Raw genomic sequence first — 16,788 nt, 5'->3', positions numbered from 1 at the left:
ATATGCGCATCGCGCTGATTCAACAAGCAGATTTTGTCGAAGGCTCAGATAAACTATTAAAACTGAAATTGGATCTCGGCGGTGAAACCCGTCAGGTCTTCTCTGGTATCCGCTCAGCTTACCCTGATCCTAAAGTATTGGAAGGTCGACTCACTGTCATGGTGGCAAATCTGGCTCCGCGCAAAATGCGCTTCGGTATTTCTGAAGGCATGGTGATGGCTGCTGGCCCTGGCGGTAAGGACATCTTCCTGCTCAGCCCTGACAATGGTGCTCAGCCAGGTATGCAAGTGAAGTAATAATGCTCTAACACGTAAAAAAGCCGGTCATAAGGTAATCTGACCGGCTTTTTATTGCCTATTAATGAACTAAAAAAGATTTTTACTCACTTTTAGCTATAGGTTGCCTCTCTCGTTGCCAAGTCTCCAACCAAAACAGCATATTAATAAATAAACTTAATGAGAAGATCAGGAATAAAATATTATCCAGCAAGGAAATTTTAATGAGAGCATTAATAATAATATTCTTATGATGTTTTACTTCCACGAAACCTGACGAAAAAAACCAGAACACACCGACAGAACCCACTATATTTAATACCACAACCGGCCAATGCCATTTAGCCAGTAGAAAGAAAATCCACGACAGCATCATCAGAGAGATAATGGCATCATCCAATTCGAAAAACAGAAAGAAGCTTATGTATAATAAGCCAAAAAAAACCAGCGTCAAACCAAATGGGTACTCATTAGGTAAGGCTGAAGCCAGTTGTTTTCTACGTTCACATGTCGGTGGTTTTATGTCATAAATATTTATAGCAATAAAATAAAGCAAAAATAAACCCGATAAACATAATGCTAATAAGCTGTGCGAGAAATAAAAAACAAATGGAAGAAGGTGAAACATTAATAAATATGGGCTTAACCTTTGGCTAGCCAAACGGTATGAACAAGGTAGCAAAAGCACCAATGAAAGTACTGCCAGAAAAGATGAAACAGAAAAATCCAGAATTTCATCAATCAAGTCTGGAAATAAAATAGTGACCAGAAAGATAATTGTTATTAGTACCAGCACGTAGCGGAAAAATAAAAACAGACATTCACTACGAGACATATAACGACATATGAGATTATTAATGCAATAACTCAAATTCAGCTGTGCTATATCAGCGCTATCCTTTCTTGATTTATATAGGCTGCTAATTTTAACCATGGTGACTTTAATCCTTTAAATATCATTAAACTTAAAATGGTGATAATTAATTTTTGTTATGGTAGTTAACCTCTATTATTTTATTCTTATGACTCAACCCTATTTAGAATATCAGGACTGAGTAAGCAGCGAAATAAAATATTATCACTAATATTTGTCTCAGAAAATATAAGGTTATAAAGTTCCTCCGGAACAAAACCACTAAGAGCAAAAGGTTATTAGCTTTATTTGCACTCATTATACTCACCTTCCCCTGGCACTTTGCTGCTTATTTAAGCTGTCCAAACTAAAAGATATAACGCGATCCAAAAATTCATAACAAAGTTAATTCCTTATCAAAATAGTTATGGTTATGATACTACACAGAGACAGATAGACGTCTAGACACAAAGATAGCCATAAGAATGAATGATAGCACCGTACACATTGCATAACTTATCAACACCATGACGGAGTTCCGGATGAAAAAAATTGCTTCCCCATTACTGGCCCTAAGCCTGTTGACGGCACTGCCAGTATTCGCTGCGGACACCGCCACGGTAGCCCCTATTCCTGATGCCATTGCCAAGCATCAAGGGCAAATTAAAATTGCGGTGATCCGTAATTTAGGTTCCGATGACAACACCACTCAATTCCTATCAGGTGTATTGAAAGAAGGCAAAAAACTGGGTTTCAAAGTCGATACTTTCTTAAGTAATGGCGATGACGCGCGTTTTCAGGACTTTGTTAATCAGGCTATCAGCCAGAAATACGACGGGATTATTCTTTCCCAGGGCCGTGACCCCTACTCGACTGAACTGGTAAAACGCATTGCAGCGAACGGCATTGCCGTGTCTGTATTTGATACTGCCATTCAGGGTGATATCCCCGGTCTGACTGTCACTCAGCAAGATGATGCTTCACTGACTAATGAATCCTTCGGTCAGTTGGTCAAAGACTTCAACGGCAAAGCGAATATTATCAAACTCTGGGTAGCCGGATTCCCACCGATGGAGCGTCGCCAGGCCGCTTATCAAGCACTGCTGAAACAAAATCCGGGCATTACCGAACTCGAATCTATTGGTGCTGTTTCATCCGATGTTCAAGGCGATACCGCGAATAAAGTGGGGGCCGTCTTGGCGAAATACCCGAAAGGGAAAATAGATGCAATTTGGGGAACCTGGGATGCCTTTACTCAAGGTGCTTATAAAGCCTTGCAAGAAAACGGCCGTACCGAGATCAAATTGTACAGCATTGATATCTCGAATCAGGATTTGCAGTTGATGCGCGAAGCGAATAGCCCTTGGAAAGTCAGCGTTGCCGTCGATCCTAAACTTATTGGTGCCGTTAACTTACGCCTGGTCGCTAAGAAAATTGCCGGTGAAGAGACCCCTGCCAGTTATGAATTCCGCGCAGCCTCTATTCCACAAGCACTGCTGGCGAGCCAACCTGGCCCAGTTAACGTTTCCGGTTTGAGTAAAATCATCCCAGGCTGGGGTCAGTCAGATGATTTCAACTCACCTTGGTTTGCTACCCTTGCGGCGAAAAATGGTCAGTAATGTGTCATTAAAGACCCATGTGAAAAATTGATTTGGAGTGAAATAAATGGCAGCGCAAGGAGTCTTGCCAACACCTGAATACAGCCGCAATATGCGGCTGATTGGTCATAGTGATCAGGGTGGAAAACCCGATGGCGTGCAGGTGATGGTGCATCGTGGTTTCGCTTATGTCGGCCATATGGTGTCCCAGGGCGTTTCGATTATTGATGTACGAGACGCAAAAAACCCACGTCCGGCTGGTTTTATCGCCGCGCCACCCAATACGTGGAATGTACACTTACAAGCTCATGATGACCTGCTACTGGTCATTAATGCCCGTGACTTGTTTGCTGACGCTAGTTTTGCCGAAGAGAAAGTGTATTACACCCGCTCGGTAGCCCAAACGGTCAGTACCCGGCAAGAAGGCCGTAGTTGGAGTGCCGGTTTACGTATTTTTGATATTTCGATACCGGACAAGCCCCGCGAGATAAGTTTCCTGCCACTTGATGGCATCGGTATCCACCGTATCTGGTATGTCGGTGGGCGCTGGGCCTATGTTTCTGCGCTGCTCGACGGCTACAGTGATTATATTTTTCTAACCATTGATTTGGCTGATCCGCAAAAACCACAGGTTGCCGGGCGTTATGCGTTACCCGGTATGCATACCGCTGCGGGTGAACAAGCCAGCTGGCCTGAAGGTAAGCGCTATGCATTGCACCATGCCATTATCAGCGGTGATACAGCTTACGGCAGTTGGCGTGATGGTGGCCTGACACTATTAGATGTTAGCGACCGCACTGAGCCAAAACTGATCAGCCACCGTAACTGGAGCCCACCGTTTGGTGGCGGGACTCATACTGCGCTTCCCCTGCCAGATCGCGACTTACTGGTGGTGCTGGATGAAGCAGTACTGGATAACCAAGAGGATGGCGAGAAACATATTTGGGTATTTGATATTCGTGAGCCGAGCAATCCGGTGAGTATCTCAACCTTCCCCGTGCCTGATGAGCGAGATTATGTAAAAAAAGGCGCACATTTTGGCCCACATAATCTGCATGAAAACCGGCCTGGCAGTTTTATCAGTTCATCGCTGATTTTTGCCACTTATCAGAATGCGGGGGTTCGGGCCTATGACATCAGCAACCCCTATCAGCCGAAAGAAACTGGCGCTCTGGTGCCCGCTGCACCGGAAAAAATGATGGATAGACGACCTGGCCGCCCACAAGTGATTCAATCATGTGATGTGTTTGTTGATGCTCAAGGGATTATCTACAGCACTGATTATAATGGCGGGCTATCTATCATCGAATATTTAGGTTAATAGTCTATAAATGGCAGGTCGATTCAGGTCGATCTGCTATTTGCAAAAAAATTTCCTCCCACCCCTCTCTTTCGCTCCTGCAATAGTCTACTGTAATTGGCTGAGTCGCGTCGTAATGCTGTGCGTGTCATTCTTTTTATTGGCAATAATCCGCATAGAAACAACTTATTACCCATAATTAAAAATAAGAAAATACCATGAAAGGATTTCCATCGCGTGTCACTAACCTGCTAATTGCCTCGCTGGTGTTGACCATTGGCCGAGCGGTAACGCTGCCGTTTATCACTATTTATTTGGCCGAACATTTTCAGCTAGCGCCAGACAAAGTTGGGCTGGTCTTGGGAGCAAGTTTGACCTTGGGGATTTTCACCAGTCTGTATGGCGGTTATCTGGTGGATAAATTCAATAAAAAGCGCTTGATTTTGCTGGCGATTACCCTGTTCTCTGCCACTTTTTTCACCTTGCCGTGGATTGAACATCCGGCGTGGATTATCCTGATTTTGGCATTGCTACATTCGGCATACTCAGTTTATAGCATCGCTATTAAAGCCTGTTTTGCCGACTGGTTGCCCGTCAATGAGCGCATCAAAGCCTTCTCGGCCAACTACACACTGGTCAATGTTGGCTGGGCGGTTGGGCCAGGATTGGGTGTTTTGGTCGTCAGTATGGGGCCGCAAGTCCCCTTTATCATTTCGGGCATACTGGCGTTGTTGGTTGCCATCACACTGAAATTTAGAATCGACAGTACAGATATGTCGGTCATGGAGCATACGCAGACTGAATCTGTACCAGATTTCCGCCAAACGTTTCGTATTTTGCGCCATGACAAACGGCTGATCTATTTCACCGTCGGCAGCATGCTCAGTGCCATTGTCTTTGGTCAGTTCTCCGGCTATTTATCTCAATACCTGATTACTGTTTCTGATGCCAAATTTGCCTATCAGGTGATTGGCGCGGTGATGACGGTCAATGCGGCCATTGTCATTACCTTGCAATACCTATTAAGTCGCCGTATGAATCAACAGAACTTAATGCGCTGGCTAATGCTAGGGACGCTGTTCTTTATTATTGGTTTGTTCGGATTTATGGCCGCGCAACAGTCAATCCCCGTGTGGATGCTAGCGATGGCGATTTTCTCATTGGGTGAGATTATTGTTATCCCGGTCGAATATCTGTTTATCGATTTTATTGCACCCGCGAATCTCAAAGGCAGTTACTATGGCGTACAGAACCTCGGTCAATTAGGTGGCGCTGCGAATCCGGTACTCTGCGGTTTTCTGTTAGCCTATGCCGCACCGGAGATGATGTTCTACATGTTGATTGTGGCGGCTATTTTGGGGCTGGTATTTTTCTATCGTGGCTACCAATTAGCCAAATCGCCAGCCCAGCAACCCTCTCAGTTGCAAGACGAGTCGTAATTGGCATAATTCCATAAAAATTATTCATAGTGTGATACCTAGCACAGTGTCAACGTTAATTGTATGATGAATGCATTCCGTCACTCAGGACTCTTTTTATGCGCAATGTGACTTCACTTGGCTGGCAGTACCTGCGGGCTTTCGCCATTATTTATCTGTGTTTGTGGGCAGGTAAAGCGGTGGCCTTGCTGCTGCCCATCAGCATCCCCGGCAGCATCCTCGGGATGCTGATTCTGTTTGCCCTGCTTTCCTCACAGATTTTGCCTTCGACATGGGTAAAACCCGGTTGTCACCTGCTAATTCGTTACATGGCGCTGCTGTTTGTGCCGATCGGTGTTGGCGTTATGCAATATTATGACCAGCTCACCAAGCAGTTCGGCCCGATCGTGGTTTCCTGCTTTGTCAGTACCTTGATTGTGATGTTGGTCGTCGGTTACAGCTCGCATTATGTCCATCGTGAGCGCAAGGTGATTGGTTCTCCCACTCACACCGAGGAGGACAAATGATCAGTAACTTATGGTGGTCGCTGCCACTCACGTTAATTGTGTTCTTCAGTGCACGCCGTTTGGCGCGCTGGTTGAAAATGCCTTTGCTGAACCCTTTGCTGATATCAATGGTTGTTATCATTCCATTGTTGTTGGTGACACATATGCCTTATGCCAATTATTTTGCAGGCAGCAAAGTACTAAACGACCTGTTGCAGCCGGCGGTGGTGGCGTTGGCTTTCCCGCTGTATGAGCAATTGCATCAAATTCGCGCGCGCTGGAAATCAATCATAAGCATCTGTTTTATCGGTAGTATAACCGCTATGGTCAGTGGCACTGCTGTGGCCCTGTGGATGGGGGCAACGCCTGAGATTGCCGCCTCGGTACTGCCTAAATCTGTCACCACACCTATTGCTATGGCGGTGGCCGAATCTATTCATGGTTTACCTGCTATCAGCGCAGTGTGCGTTATTTTTGTCGGGATTCTGGGAGCGGTGTTTGGTCACAGCTTGTTGAATTTGTTGAAAATCACCACTAAAGCTTCACGCGGTCTGGCAATGGGGACTGCATCACACGCCTTGGGTACCGCCCGTTGTGCTGAGTTGGATTTTCAGGAAGGGGCATTCAGCTCACTGGCCTTGGTAATCTGTGGGATTATCACCTCACTGCTAGCGCCCTTTTTGTTTCCGGTGCTGCTACATTTATTTGGCTAACATCGCAGTATAAATTTGAGATACATCTCTCATTTGAGATTTTACTTGCATGAATTTCATATATAACGGGATCTATATCACACCAAGAAAGCCCCAAGCTGCCTAAAATAGTTTCCCGTAACTATTGGAGAGAACCTTATGCAAGCACGTTTTCATGACGCTTGGGCTAAGTTGCCCGCCTCGCTGCAATCCGCACTTGAACCTATCATGAGCGCAAACGATTTCCCTGCAATGCTGACAGCAGATCAAGTGAAAGCGGTGAAGACTATCAGCGGGTTAGATGATGATGCGCTAGCATTTACCTTGCTACCACTGGCCGCCGCTTGTGCATTGACACCCGTCTCTAATTTCAAGGTCGGGGCTATTGCTCGCGGTATCAGCGGTAATCTCTATTTCGGTGCCAATATGGAGTTTAGTGGTGCCCCATTGCAACAAACCATCCACGCCGAACAGTGTGCCGTAACACACGCCTGGTTGCGCAATGAGGCCAGTCTGGTCTCTATTACTGTCAATTACACGCCGTGTGGCCATTGTCGCCAGTTTATGAATGAACTAAATAGCGGAACCGGTCTGCATATTCATTTGCCAAACCGCCCAACATCGACTCTGGGGCAATATTTGCCCGACTCTTTCGGCCCGAAAGATTTGAATATCACCACTCTGCTGATGGACCCTGTCGATCACGGCTATAAAATTGCTGAAACTGATGCCCTGACTCAGGCAGCACTTGATGGCGCAAGCCACAGCCATGCACCTTACAGCAACTCCCATAGTGGTGTGGCATTGGAGGCCGCTGACGGTACTATTTATACTGGGCGCTATGCTGAAAACGCAGCTTTTAATCCAAGCCTGCCACCGCTGCAAGCCGCGTTGATTCTGACCAACCTTGCTGGCAAAGATTGTGGTGCTATCCGCCGCGCAGTGCTGGTTGAAGGCAGTAAACCGGTGCTGACTCAGTGGAATGCCACCCAAGCAACGCTGGCCGCATTAGGCTGTAGCGATGTAAAACGTGTGACATTTTAAACAGATAAAACCGCAACGGGGTTACCTGCTAACCCCGATAAACACCTACTGTGCAACGACATTTATTGGCTAGCTACTCCCCATTACGTAATAAAAGCGCATCTCTCAGTTGAGGGGTAATACATTGGGGATCCAGCCCACAGTATGAAGTGGGTGGTTGATAAGGTGTGACTTTGAACTCTTGTTTACTTTTTTGTATTGCCATTGAAGAGGCGATATAACATCGCTCTTGATTAATTAGACCCCCTCTACTATCAATCTCTTTTGTGATGCGAATAACCATCGGCCCATTGTCATTGCGCTCACCCAAAGCGATGCACAAATCATCATTCGAGAGACCTGATAAATCTTCTACTGGTATTGTATAGCTTGAGCAACCTGATAGCAGAAGCATCAGAGTAATAACACTGCATTTATCCATTTTTATTTTCATCGATTATTTTAACACTACAGGGTGCATATTTAGCCCGACAGAAATTTAATTTATATAAATCATCTAACATAGTCTTACTTTGGTAATACTCGATTGTTATTTAATAAAATTTTTTAATTTAATTAATTCTTACAGTTGTTATCCGGGGGTAAAAATCGCATTTCTCCCTTCAAATTAAAAGAGCTATTGAATAACTGTTATAGTTTCATTTATATAAACAGTGTCGGCTTATCGCCAATAATCAGGTGGGAACACGCTCCAACACTACGATTTAAATCATTTCGATACGTAAGAAAATTTTTAGCCAAAATACAGCTTTACGGACTTACTCCATGAATGTGATACAGCCCACATTTACTGATAGCCGACATATTTAACTAACAAAAGCTGTACATTTTTTTCTTATCTTTTAGGATCAGGGTAACGACTTGATAACGTTTAAGAGTGAAACTCATGGAACTGGAATACGAAAGTAAACGCCCCCTGTACATCCCCTACGCTGGCCCGATCCTATTAGAATTCCCTTTATTGAACAAAGGTAGCGCCTTCACCAATGATGAGCGCAGCCACTTCAATTTACACGGCTTATTGCCAGAAGCGGTTGAAACCATCGAAGAACAGGCTGAACGTGCTTATCGTCAGTATCAGGATTTCAAAAACGACGACGATAAACATATTTATCTGCGTAATATTCAAGATACTAATGAGACCCTGTTTTACCGCCTGCTGGAAGCGCATCTTAGCGAGATGATGCCCATTATTTACACCCCAACGGTCGGCGAAGCTTGTGAACACTTCTCCGACATCTATCGCCGCGCGCGCGGGTTATTTATCTCTTACCCAAATCGCGAACATATTGATGACATGCTGCAAAATGCCACCAAGCAAAATGTGAAAGTTATCGTGGTTACTGACGGCGAACGCATTCTCGGCCTTGGCGACCAAGGTATCGGTGGCATGGGTATTCCTATTGGCAAACTGTCACTGTATACCGCCTGCGGTGGTATTAGTCCGGCTTATACCTTGCCAGTGGTATTAGATGTGGGCACCAACAACCCGCAACGTCTGAACGACCCGCTGTATATGGGCTGGCGTCATCCACGTATTTCCGGCGACGAATATTATGCCTTTGTTGATGAATTCATTCAGGCCGTCAAACGCCGCTGGCCGAATGTATTGTTGCAGTTTGAAGATTTTGCGCAGAACAATGCGACGCCGCTGCTCAACCGCTACCGTGATGAGCTGTGCTGTTTCAATGATGATATTCAGGGCACAGCAGCGGTCACATTGGGCAGCCTTATTGCAGCAAGTCATGCCGCTGGCAGCCAGTTGCGCGACCAAACTGTGACCTTCCTCGGCGCAGGTTCGGCCGGTTGTGGCATTGCTGAGCAGATCATTGCGCAGATGATTTCGGAAGGTTTGAGTGAAGAACAAGCTCGTGCGCGTGTCTTTATGGTCGATCGTTTCGGACTGTTGACTGACAAACTGCCTAATTTGTTGGATTTCCAAAGTAAGTTGGTACAAAAAAGTGATGCATTGCAAAGCTGGAATCTGACCAGTGACTCAATCTCATTGCAGGATGTGGTTCGTAATGCCAAACCTACCGTACTGATTGGGGTTTCTGGCCAGCCGGGGTTATTTACCGAAGAGTTGATCCGCGAGATGCACAAGCACTGTGCGCGCCCGATAGTGATGCCACTGTCGAACCCAACTTCACGGGTAGAAGCACGGCCAGAAGATATTATTAACTGGACAGATGGCGCAGCATTAGTCGCAACAGGTAGCCCCTTCTCACCGGTCAGCTATAAAGAGAAACTGTATCCAATTGCACAATGCAATAACTCTTATATCTTCCCCGGCATTGGTTTGGGGGTGCTGGCATCCGGTGCCAAGCGTGTCACCGACGGCATGCTGATGGCCGCCAGCCGTGCATTGGCGGAGTGTTCACCGCTGGCGCAAAACGGCGAAGGAGCATTACTGCCCAATATCGATGATATTCAGGCAGTGTCAAAAACCATCGCTATGCAAGTAGGGAAAGCTGCGCAGTTGCAAGGGGTCGCTATTGTCACTTCTGAGGAAGCATTAGCTAAAGCCATTGAGCACAACTATTGGCAGCCTCAGTATCGGACTTACAAACGAACCTCGTTCTAGTCATTATCCGGCCTGCGCTGCTGCTCAGGCCGGTTATAGACTCACTCTTCTGTTATCAGTTCCCCCTCAATCATTAATATAATAAGAAGAAACTATTGGCATGATATCGGTGGGTACAGTAGCCTTGCAGTATCACCAGTGAATTGAATGCATCAAAGGCCAGAGAATGTGGAAACGCCTGATTATTAGCTTAATTATCATCGCAGGGTTGCTGATGGTGACAGCTATTGCGCTCGATCGCTGGATCAGCTGGAAAACAGCCCCTTTTATCTACGATGAACTGCAAGACTTACCGCACCGGCAGGTTGGTGTGGTATTAGGCACGGCTAAGTATTATAAAACCGGTGGTATAAATCAGTTTTATCAATACCGCATCCAAGGGGCGCTAAACGCCTATAACAGTGGCAAAGTCAGTTACTTACTGCTGAGTGGTGACAATGCGCTACACAGTTATAATGAGCCGATGACCATGCGCCGCGATTTGATGGCCGCTGGTGTACCCGCCTCTGACATTGTGTTGGATTATGCCGGTTTCCGCACACTAGATTCTATTGTGCGTACTCGAAAAGTATTTGATACCAATGATTTTATTATCATTACTCAGCGTTTCCATTGCGAGCGGGCGTTGTTTATCGCGATGCATATGGGGATTCAAGCGCAGTGTTTTGCTGTGCCGTCCCCCAAAGATATGCTCAATGTTCGGGTACGTGAGATCTTTGCCCGCCTCGGCGCGCTGTCAGATCTCTATATTATGAAACGCGAGCCACGCTTCCTGGGGCCATTAATCCCTATTCCGGCCGTACACGTGATACCGGATGATGCGCAAGGTTACCCCGCCGTATCCCCAGAGCAACTGGTTGAACTGGAACACCGGCTAGCAGAAGAAAAAGCGAAAAAACCAGCTCCAGCTCCAGCTCCAGCTCCAGCTCCAGCTCCAGCTCCAGCTCCAGCTCCAGCTCCATGATTTTGAATGCGCTTTTGTTTTGACGTCAATAACGATCAAAAGCGCTTACCATTATCCTCTTTGCCCTAAAAACGCCCCGACATCACTTTCAACCTCCCCCATCTCTTGCAATAACTGTAAGGTTTCCAGCGCTTCATCCTCATCCAGTCGACTCATGGCGAATCCCACATGCACCAAAACCCAATGACCGATTAATGCTGTACTAGCCTGCTCATCCGCCGCCACCAGCATAATATTGACCGAGCGGCGCACGCCACAGACATCCACCCATGCCGTGCCTGGTTGAGTGTCATCCAACGCGACAATTTGCCCAGGGATCCCTATACACATAATCCAGCTCCCGCAGTGTCTCGGCATAAAAAAAGTAACTTCATTCCACCTCCAACCGCTTAATTATCACGCCATCATCAGCCGCCCCAATACGTAAGTGGCTGCCCGCACATAACGGGCAACGAGTCACTTTGCTGCTAAGCAAATTAACCGCTTGCTGGCAGTCATGGCACCACACCTGTGATTGCTGCTGGCTAAGATGCAAAACACAGCCTTCCGCCAAAGTGCCACGACACACTAATTCAAAACAGAACTCCAGTGCCTGCGGCTCGACACAGGAAAAGGCACCGGTTTCCAGCCACACGCCGGTAATTCTCTGTGCGCCGTGCAATCGTGCCTGCTGTTCCATCATGGCAATAGCATTTTGGCACAAGGTAATCTCATGCATGACTGTTCTCCCAGTATGGATTTCTCTGGCAAAATCAATGCAAAGACGATGCCAGTAATACCGGCCATATCATGGAATCGATAGTCAATATAAGATACTGATAAATATCACTATTTTATAATATTACTTGGGTATGAATTCACGATATGAATAATCACTGTCGAAGTGTCATCCGACAGTGAGGATTTCGTCACTATTGTCGACACTTCGCTGCGGCAATCCCTCTGTTTTTACTACCTTTTAAATTCCTGCCCTTTGTCTGCAATCAGCTTAATGCCCTGCTGGCGCGGCTTCACCACTCTTTTGCATTGGCGGTCACCGTGCTGGCACAGAATATGCTTTGGAGCTGGGAAATGATTGCTATCAGCCTGACTGTCACCAGATTTTTGTCCCGGAGGGTATGGCCATGAACCGCTTTGTGATTGCGGAACCGAGGCTTTGTATTGGATGCAATACCTGCATGGCTGCTTGCAGCCAGGTGCATAAAGCCAAGGGTTTACAACAGCATCCCAGATTGACTGTTATGCGTAACGCCACGGTTACGGCACCGATTCTCTGTCGTCACTGTGAAGATGCATGGTGCGCGCGGGTTTGCCCGGTCAATGCCATCACCCTGACCAATAACGCCGTCGAATTGGATGAAACCACCTGCATCGGCTGCAAGCTCTGCGGTATCGCCTGCCCGTTTGGCGCAATCACACCGGCTGGCAGTAAGCCCTTGGCAGTGCCAGAAAATTTCCCTGAATACATTCCGATGACCCTGCTATCTGATGTGCCATTCAGCCCAACCAACATGAATCCGTTCCTTGCCTGGAATGCCGGAGTACGCACTGTTGCCGTGAAATGCGACTTATGCAGCTTCCAATCTCAGGGGCCGGAATGTGTGCGGGTCTGCCCGACTAACGCCTTAATGCTGGTGGATGAGCACAGCATTGAACAAGCAAATCACGCCAAGCGCCTGGCCGCCGCCAGTGGGTTTGCCAACGAGCTGCCCTTTATGGTCGTGGACACCTCGTCAGCTATCTCTCACGAGGAGCAGAAAAGATGATGAATTCGCTTGAGCTATTGTGGCTCTCCTTACTGCTTTATCTGGCTGGCGCACTGCTTTCTCTGCTGCTGGCACGACGAGAAACACTGGCGATTTATGCCTCCGGATTGGCGTCATTGTTAGGTGGCCTTGCGGGCTTGTTTGCTGCGGCCCCCACTCTACTTGGCGGCGGGATTATCACCTTCACCACCGCTGGGCCATTCCCGTTTGTGGCATTTAGTTTGCGTCTTGATCCATTAGCCGCATTTATGCTGATGGTCATCTCACTATTAGTGGTGATAACCGCGCTCTATTCACTGGCCTATGTGCAGGAATACAAAGGGCGCGGGGCGTGGGGAATGGGGGTCTTTATGAACCTGTTCATCGCCTCAATGGTGGCGTTGGTGGTAGTGGATAATGCTTTCTACTTTATTATTTTCTTCGAAATGATGTCGCTGGCGTCTTACTTCCTGGTGATTTCCGATCAGGATGACGATGCCATCAGCGCGGGTTTACTCTATTTTCTGATTGCCCACGCCGGTTCCGTGCTGATTATGATTGCGTTCTTCCTACTGTACCGCCTGAGCGGCAGCCTGGAGTTTGCCGCCTTCCGGCAGGCTAATCCTCAACCTATTATGGCCTCGGTTATCTTCTTATTGGCTTTCTTCGGTTTTGGTGCCAAAGCAGGGATGCTGCCACTGCATGGCTGGTTACCCCGTGCGCACCCTGCGGCCCCTTCCCATGCTTCTGCCCTGATGTCCGGCGTCATGGTGAAAATAGGCATCTTCGGCATCATCAAAGTCGGCATTGATTTGCTCGGTGCCAGCCAACTGTGGTGGGGCGTGGTGGTGTTGGGCTTTGGTGCAGTATCCTCAGTGCTGGGCGTGCTGTATGCATTGGCCGAACACGACATCAAACGGCTACTGGCGTATCACACGGTTGAGAATATCGGCATCATCCTGATGGGGGTCGGTGTCGGTATGATTGGTATTGCCAGCCATCAGCCGGTACTCGCCGCGCTGGGTTTACTGGGTGCGCTCTACCACCTGCTTAACCACGCCGTCTTCAAAGGGCTGCTGTTCCTAGGGGCCGGTGCGGTCATTTATCGCTTACACACCAAAGACATGGAAAAGATGGGCGGGCTGGCCCGAATGATGCCTTATACCGCACTGGCCTTTCTGGTGGGATGTATGGCGATTTCAGCCCTGCCGCCATTCAATGGTTTTGTCAGTGAATGGTTCACCTACCAATCACTGTTTACCATGACCAAAGACGGCGGTTTTATTATTCGCCTCGCCGGGCCAATCGCCATTGTGATGCTGGCAATCACCGGTGCATTGGCGGCTATGTGTTTTGTGAAAGTTTATGGCATCAGCTTCTGCGGTCTGCCGCGTACAGAAAAAGCCGCCCTTGCGCGCGAAGTCCCCTGGCCGATGACCACCGCCATGCTGATGTTGGCGCTGCTTTGCCTGGCTTTGGGAATAGGTGCCACCCATGTCGCTCCGGTGATTGGCCGCATTGCCTCCAGCTTGATAACTGCGCCTCCGGTGCCTTCTTTACAGGTAGCGCAAGGCTCGATGTTATTCCCACAACACAGCTCTCAGGCCATGCTGTCCACCCTATATATCTTCTTTGGTTTATTGATTTTGCCGCTGGTGATTTTACTGGTCGCCAGTTTCTACAGAGGCAGTCGTCTGGCATTTCGTCATGGTGGCGACCCGTGGGCTTGCGGTTATGCCTATGAGCAGGCCATGACTGTCTCGGCCAGTGGCTTTACTCAACCCCTGCGAGCCATGTTTGCTCCGCTCTATCGATTGCGTAAAACACTCGATCCCGCCCCGATGATGCAGCGTGCGCTGGAATATTCCGTCAGTGGTGCGGGCCGAGTGGAACCTGTCTGGGATGACAAAATAGTGGCCCCGCTTATCCGTTCTATCCAATGGCTCAGCCAACGAATTCAATGGCTGCAACAGGGTGATTTCCGCCTCTACTGTCTGTATGTGGTCGCCGCGCTGGTAACCCTGCTGATTATTGCGGCTATTTAAGGAGACGAGCAATGCCAACTACTGATATGCCTGCGCTCTCTATGATTGCTTTCGCCATCGGGCAGGCGCTGGTGATGCTGGCGCTGGCACCGCTGATGGCGGGGATTTCGCGCATGGTAAGAGCCAGAATGCACTCGCGCCGTGGGCCGGGCATCCTGCAAGAGTATCGAGATTTAGCCAAGCTACTGAAACGTCAGGATGTGGCACCGGCCAATGCCGGGATTATTTTCCGGCTGATGCCCTATGTACTGCTGGGCAGCATGTTATTGATTGCCATGACGTTACCCATTTTCACGCTGGCCTCCCCCTTTGGCGTGGCAGGCGACCTGATAGCTCTGCTGTATCTGTTCGCGCTGTTCCGCTTCTTCTTCTCACTGGCAGGTCTGGATAGCGGCAGTATCTTCGCCGGTATCGGTGCCAGCCGCGAGTTGACGCTGGGGGTGTTGGTTGAACCGACATTAATCCTGTCACTGCTGGTGGTTGGGCTGATTGCTGGCTCAACCAATATCGGCACCATCAGTACAACCTTATCTCAAGGGCACTGGCAGTCACCAACCGCAACGGCTCTGGCGCTGTTGGCCTGCGGTTTTGCCGTGTTTATCGAAATGGGCAAAATTCCGTTCGATGTCGCTGAAGCGGAACAAGAGCTACAGGAAGGGCCACTGACCGAATACTCCGGTGCCTCACTGGGCTTGGTCAAATGGGGTATAAGCCTGAAACAGGTAGTGGTGGCGCAGCTTTTCCTCGGCGTATTTATCCCCTTTGGCAAGCTGGCGGTACTGAGTGGGCCGGGCTTGCTGTGGGCGCTGGTGGCCTGCGTTATCAAATTGGTGGTGGTGTTTGTACTGGCCTCCATCGTGGAAAACAGTATTGCCCGTGGGCGCTTCCTGTTGACCTCCCGTGTTACCTGGCTGGGGTTTGGCGTCGCTGCCTTGTCTCTGGTTTTCTATCTCACCGGCCTTTAAGGAGCTAATAAACCCATCATGGATAACCTGGCTCTTATAAATTCAGTCCTTATAAACATAGCCCTTGCGACCATTCTGGTTCCGTTTGCCGGTGCCATTCTCACTGCCTGTTTACCACAGCAATGGGCGAAATGGTCTTGTACCTTCTTCTCACTGCTGGCCACCCTCGGCACCGTGCTGCTGGCTTATGCCTATCTGAGTGGCGGCAAGGTGGATGTCACTTTTGATCTAATTCATTACGGTGATATGGCACTGTTCGGTCTGACCATCGACCGCATCAGCACCTTAATTGCTTTCGCCGTGGTATTCCTCGGCTTGCTGGTCAGTATCTATTCCACCGGCTATCTGACATTAGGTAATCGCGAGCACCCTCACGAAGGCACCAACCGCTACTATGCGCTGCTATTGGTATTCATTGGCGCTATGGCAGGGCTGGTCTTATCATCCACCCTGCTGGGACAGCTGTTCTTCTTTGAAATTACCGGCGGCTGCTCGTGGGGTTTGATTGGTTACTACCAGAGCCAGAAGTCACTGCGCTCGGCGCTAAAAGCCTTGCTGGTCACCCATGTGGCGGCCATCGGCCTGTATTTGGCGGCGGCAGTGCTACTGGTCAATACCGGCACCTTTGCTTTAACGGCACTGGCGCAACTGGACCACACCACCAAAGTCATGGTATTCGGAGGCATCCTGTTTGCCGCCTGGGGGAAATCGGCCCAGTTACCACTGCATATTTGGTTGCCGGATGCGATGGAGGCCCCGACCCCAGTCAGTTCCTATCTGCACGCCGCGTCGATGGTCA

At 48.5% G+C, this 16,788-nt stretch carries 17 protein-coding genes; 13 read left to right on the top strand and 4 right to left on the bottom strand.

What is annotated here, in order from left to right; all coding sequences use genetic code 11:
- The coding region (metG, locus tag ACNSO8_RS11670; protein ID WP_418394716.1) for a methionine--tRNA ligase subunit beta at positions 1–296 on the top strand (296 nt) is incomplete at its 5' end.
- A gap of 82 nt (positions 297–378) precedes the next feature.
- Here metG and ACNSO8_RS11665 read toward each other — a convergent pair.
- Positions 379–1,209 carry a hypothetical protein gene (locus ACNSO8_RS11665; protein ID WP_072076779.1) on the bottom strand — a complete coding sequence of 277 codons (831 nt, stop codon included), beginning with the start codon at positions 1,207–1,209 and terminating at the stop codon, positions 379–381.
- Positions 1,210–1,670: 461 nt separating this feature from the next.
- On the opposite strand from ACNSO8_RS11665, the gene ACNSO8_RS11660 reads away from it, so the two are divergent.
- From ACNSO8_RS11660 to cdd, 6 genes are all read left to right on the top strand, one after another.
- Positions 1,671–2,747, top strand: coding sequence for a sugar ABC transporter substrate-binding protein (locus tag ACNSO8_RS11660; protein ID WP_019082760.1), 1,077 nt, complete (start codon positions 1,671–1,673; stop codon positions 2,745–2,747).
- 46 nt (positions 2,748–2,793) lie between these two features.
- On the top strand, positions 2,794–4,047 hold the full coding sequence (locus ACNSO8_RS11655) for an LVIVD repeat-containing protein (protein ID WP_263700494.1): 1,254 nt from the start codon (positions 2,794–2,796) through the stop codon (positions 4,045–4,047).
- Positions 4,048–4,244: 197 nt separating this feature from the next.
- Complete coding sequence (locus ACNSO8_RS11650) at positions 4,245–5,465, top strand: MFS transporter (RefSeq protein WP_418394715.1); 1,221 nt, start codon at positions 4,245–4,247, stop codon at positions 5,463–5,465.
- A 98-nt stretch (positions 5,466–5,563) separates the two neighbouring features.
- Complete coding sequence (locus ACNSO8_RS11645; RefSeq protein WP_019081026.1) at positions 5,564–5,971, top strand: CidA/LrgA family protein; 408 nt, start codon at positions 5,564–5,566, stop codon at positions 5,969–5,971.
- Positions 5,968–6,663 (top strand): CidB/LrgB family autolysis modulator, encoded by a 696-nt coding sequence (locus tag ACNSO8_RS11640; RefSeq protein WP_005162334.1) that lies wholly within the window; start codon positions 5,968–5,970, stop codon positions 6,661–6,663. The genes ACNSO8_RS11645 and ACNSO8_RS11640 overlap by 4 nt, the downstream gene beginning before the upstream one ends.
- 138 nt (positions 6,664–6,801) lie before the next feature.
- Positions 6,802–7,686, top strand: a complete 885-nt coding sequence (gene cdd / locus ACNSO8_RS11635; RefSeq protein ID WP_050163761.1) for a cytidine deaminase — start codon at positions 6,802–6,804, stop codon at positions 7,684–7,686.
- A 73-nt stretch (positions 7,687–7,759) separates the two neighbouring features.
- Here cdd and ACNSO8_RS11630 read toward each other — a convergent pair whose 3' ends face one another.
- Complete coding sequence (locus tag ACNSO8_RS11630; protein ID WP_050916863.1) at positions 7,760–8,107, bottom strand: hypothetical protein; 348 nt, start codon at positions 8,105–8,107, stop codon at positions 7,760–7,762.
- A 465-nt stretch (positions 8,108–8,572) separates the two neighbouring features.
- On the opposite strand from ACNSO8_RS11630, the gene ACNSO8_RS11625 reads away from it, so the two are divergent.
- Both ACNSO8_RS11625 and sanA read left to right on the top strand, forming a co-directional pair.
- Positions 8,573–10,270 carry an NAD-dependent malic enzyme gene (locus ACNSO8_RS11625; RefSeq protein ID WP_019082756.1) on the top strand — a complete coding sequence of 566 codons (1,698 nt, stop codon included), beginning with the start codon at positions 8,573–8,575 and terminating at the stop codon, positions 10,268–10,270.
- A 166-nt stretch (positions 10,271–10,436) separates the two neighbouring features.
- Positions 10,437–11,234 carry an outer membrane permeability protein SanA gene (sanA, locus tag ACNSO8_RS11620; protein WP_023160516.1) on the top strand — a complete coding sequence of 266 codons (798 nt, stop codon included), beginning with the start codon at positions 10,437–10,439 and terminating at the stop codon, positions 11,232–11,234.
- A 51-nt stretch (positions 11,235–11,285) separates the two neighbouring features.
- On the opposite strand, the gene ACNSO8_RS11615 is transcribed toward sanA, so the two are convergent.
- Positions 11,286–11,564, bottom strand: coding sequence for a HypC/HybG/HupF family hydrogenase formation chaperone (locus ACNSO8_RS11615; RefSeq protein ID WP_019082755.1), 279 nt, complete (start codon positions 11,562–11,564; stop codon positions 11,286–11,288).
- Between the two features lie 40 nt (positions 11,565–11,604).
- The gene (gene hypA, locus ACNSO8_RS11610) at positions 11,605–11,952 is read right to left on the bottom strand and encodes a hydrogenase maturation nickel metallochaperone HypA (RefSeq protein ID WP_004699418.1); all 348 of its coding nucleotides are present in this window, start codon (positions 11,950–11,952) and stop codon (positions 11,605–11,607) included.
- A 406-nt stretch (positions 11,953–12,358) separates the two neighbouring features.
- Between hypA and ACNSO8_RS11605 the strand changes: the two genes are divergently transcribed.
- The 4 genes from ACNSO8_RS11605 to ACNSO8_RS11590 all read left to right on the top strand — a co-directional run.
- Positions 12,359–13,000 (top strand): 4Fe-4S dicluster domain-containing protein, encoded by a 642-nt coding sequence (locus ACNSO8_RS11605; protein WP_026018022.1) that lies wholly within the window; start codon positions 12,359–12,361, stop codon positions 12,998–13,000.
- Positions 12,997–15,024, top strand: a complete 2,028-nt coding sequence (hyfB, locus tag ACNSO8_RS11600; protein ID WP_418394714.1) for a hydrogenase 4 subunit B — start codon at positions 12,997–12,999, stop codon at positions 15,022–15,024. Before ACNSO8_RS11605 ends, hyfB begins: the two co-directional genes overlap by 4 nt.
- Positions 15,025–15,035: 11 nt before the next feature.
- Entirely contained in the window at positions 15,036–15,989 is a 954-nt protein-coding gene (locus tag ACNSO8_RS11595) for a respiratory chain complex I subunit 1 family protein (protein WP_005168282.1), read from the top strand.
- 18 nt (positions 15,990–16,007) lie between these two features.
- Positions 16,008–16,788, top strand: a 781-nt coding sequence (locus ACNSO8_RS11590) for a proton-conducting transporter membrane subunit (RefSeq protein ID WP_418394713.1), incomplete at its 3' end; no start/stop codon positions are given.

This window comes from Yersinia sp. LJYL362, from assembly GCF_048323875.1.
Note: the sequence above shows the minus strand (reverse complement) of the source record. Positions and strands in the feature narration are given on the sequence as shown.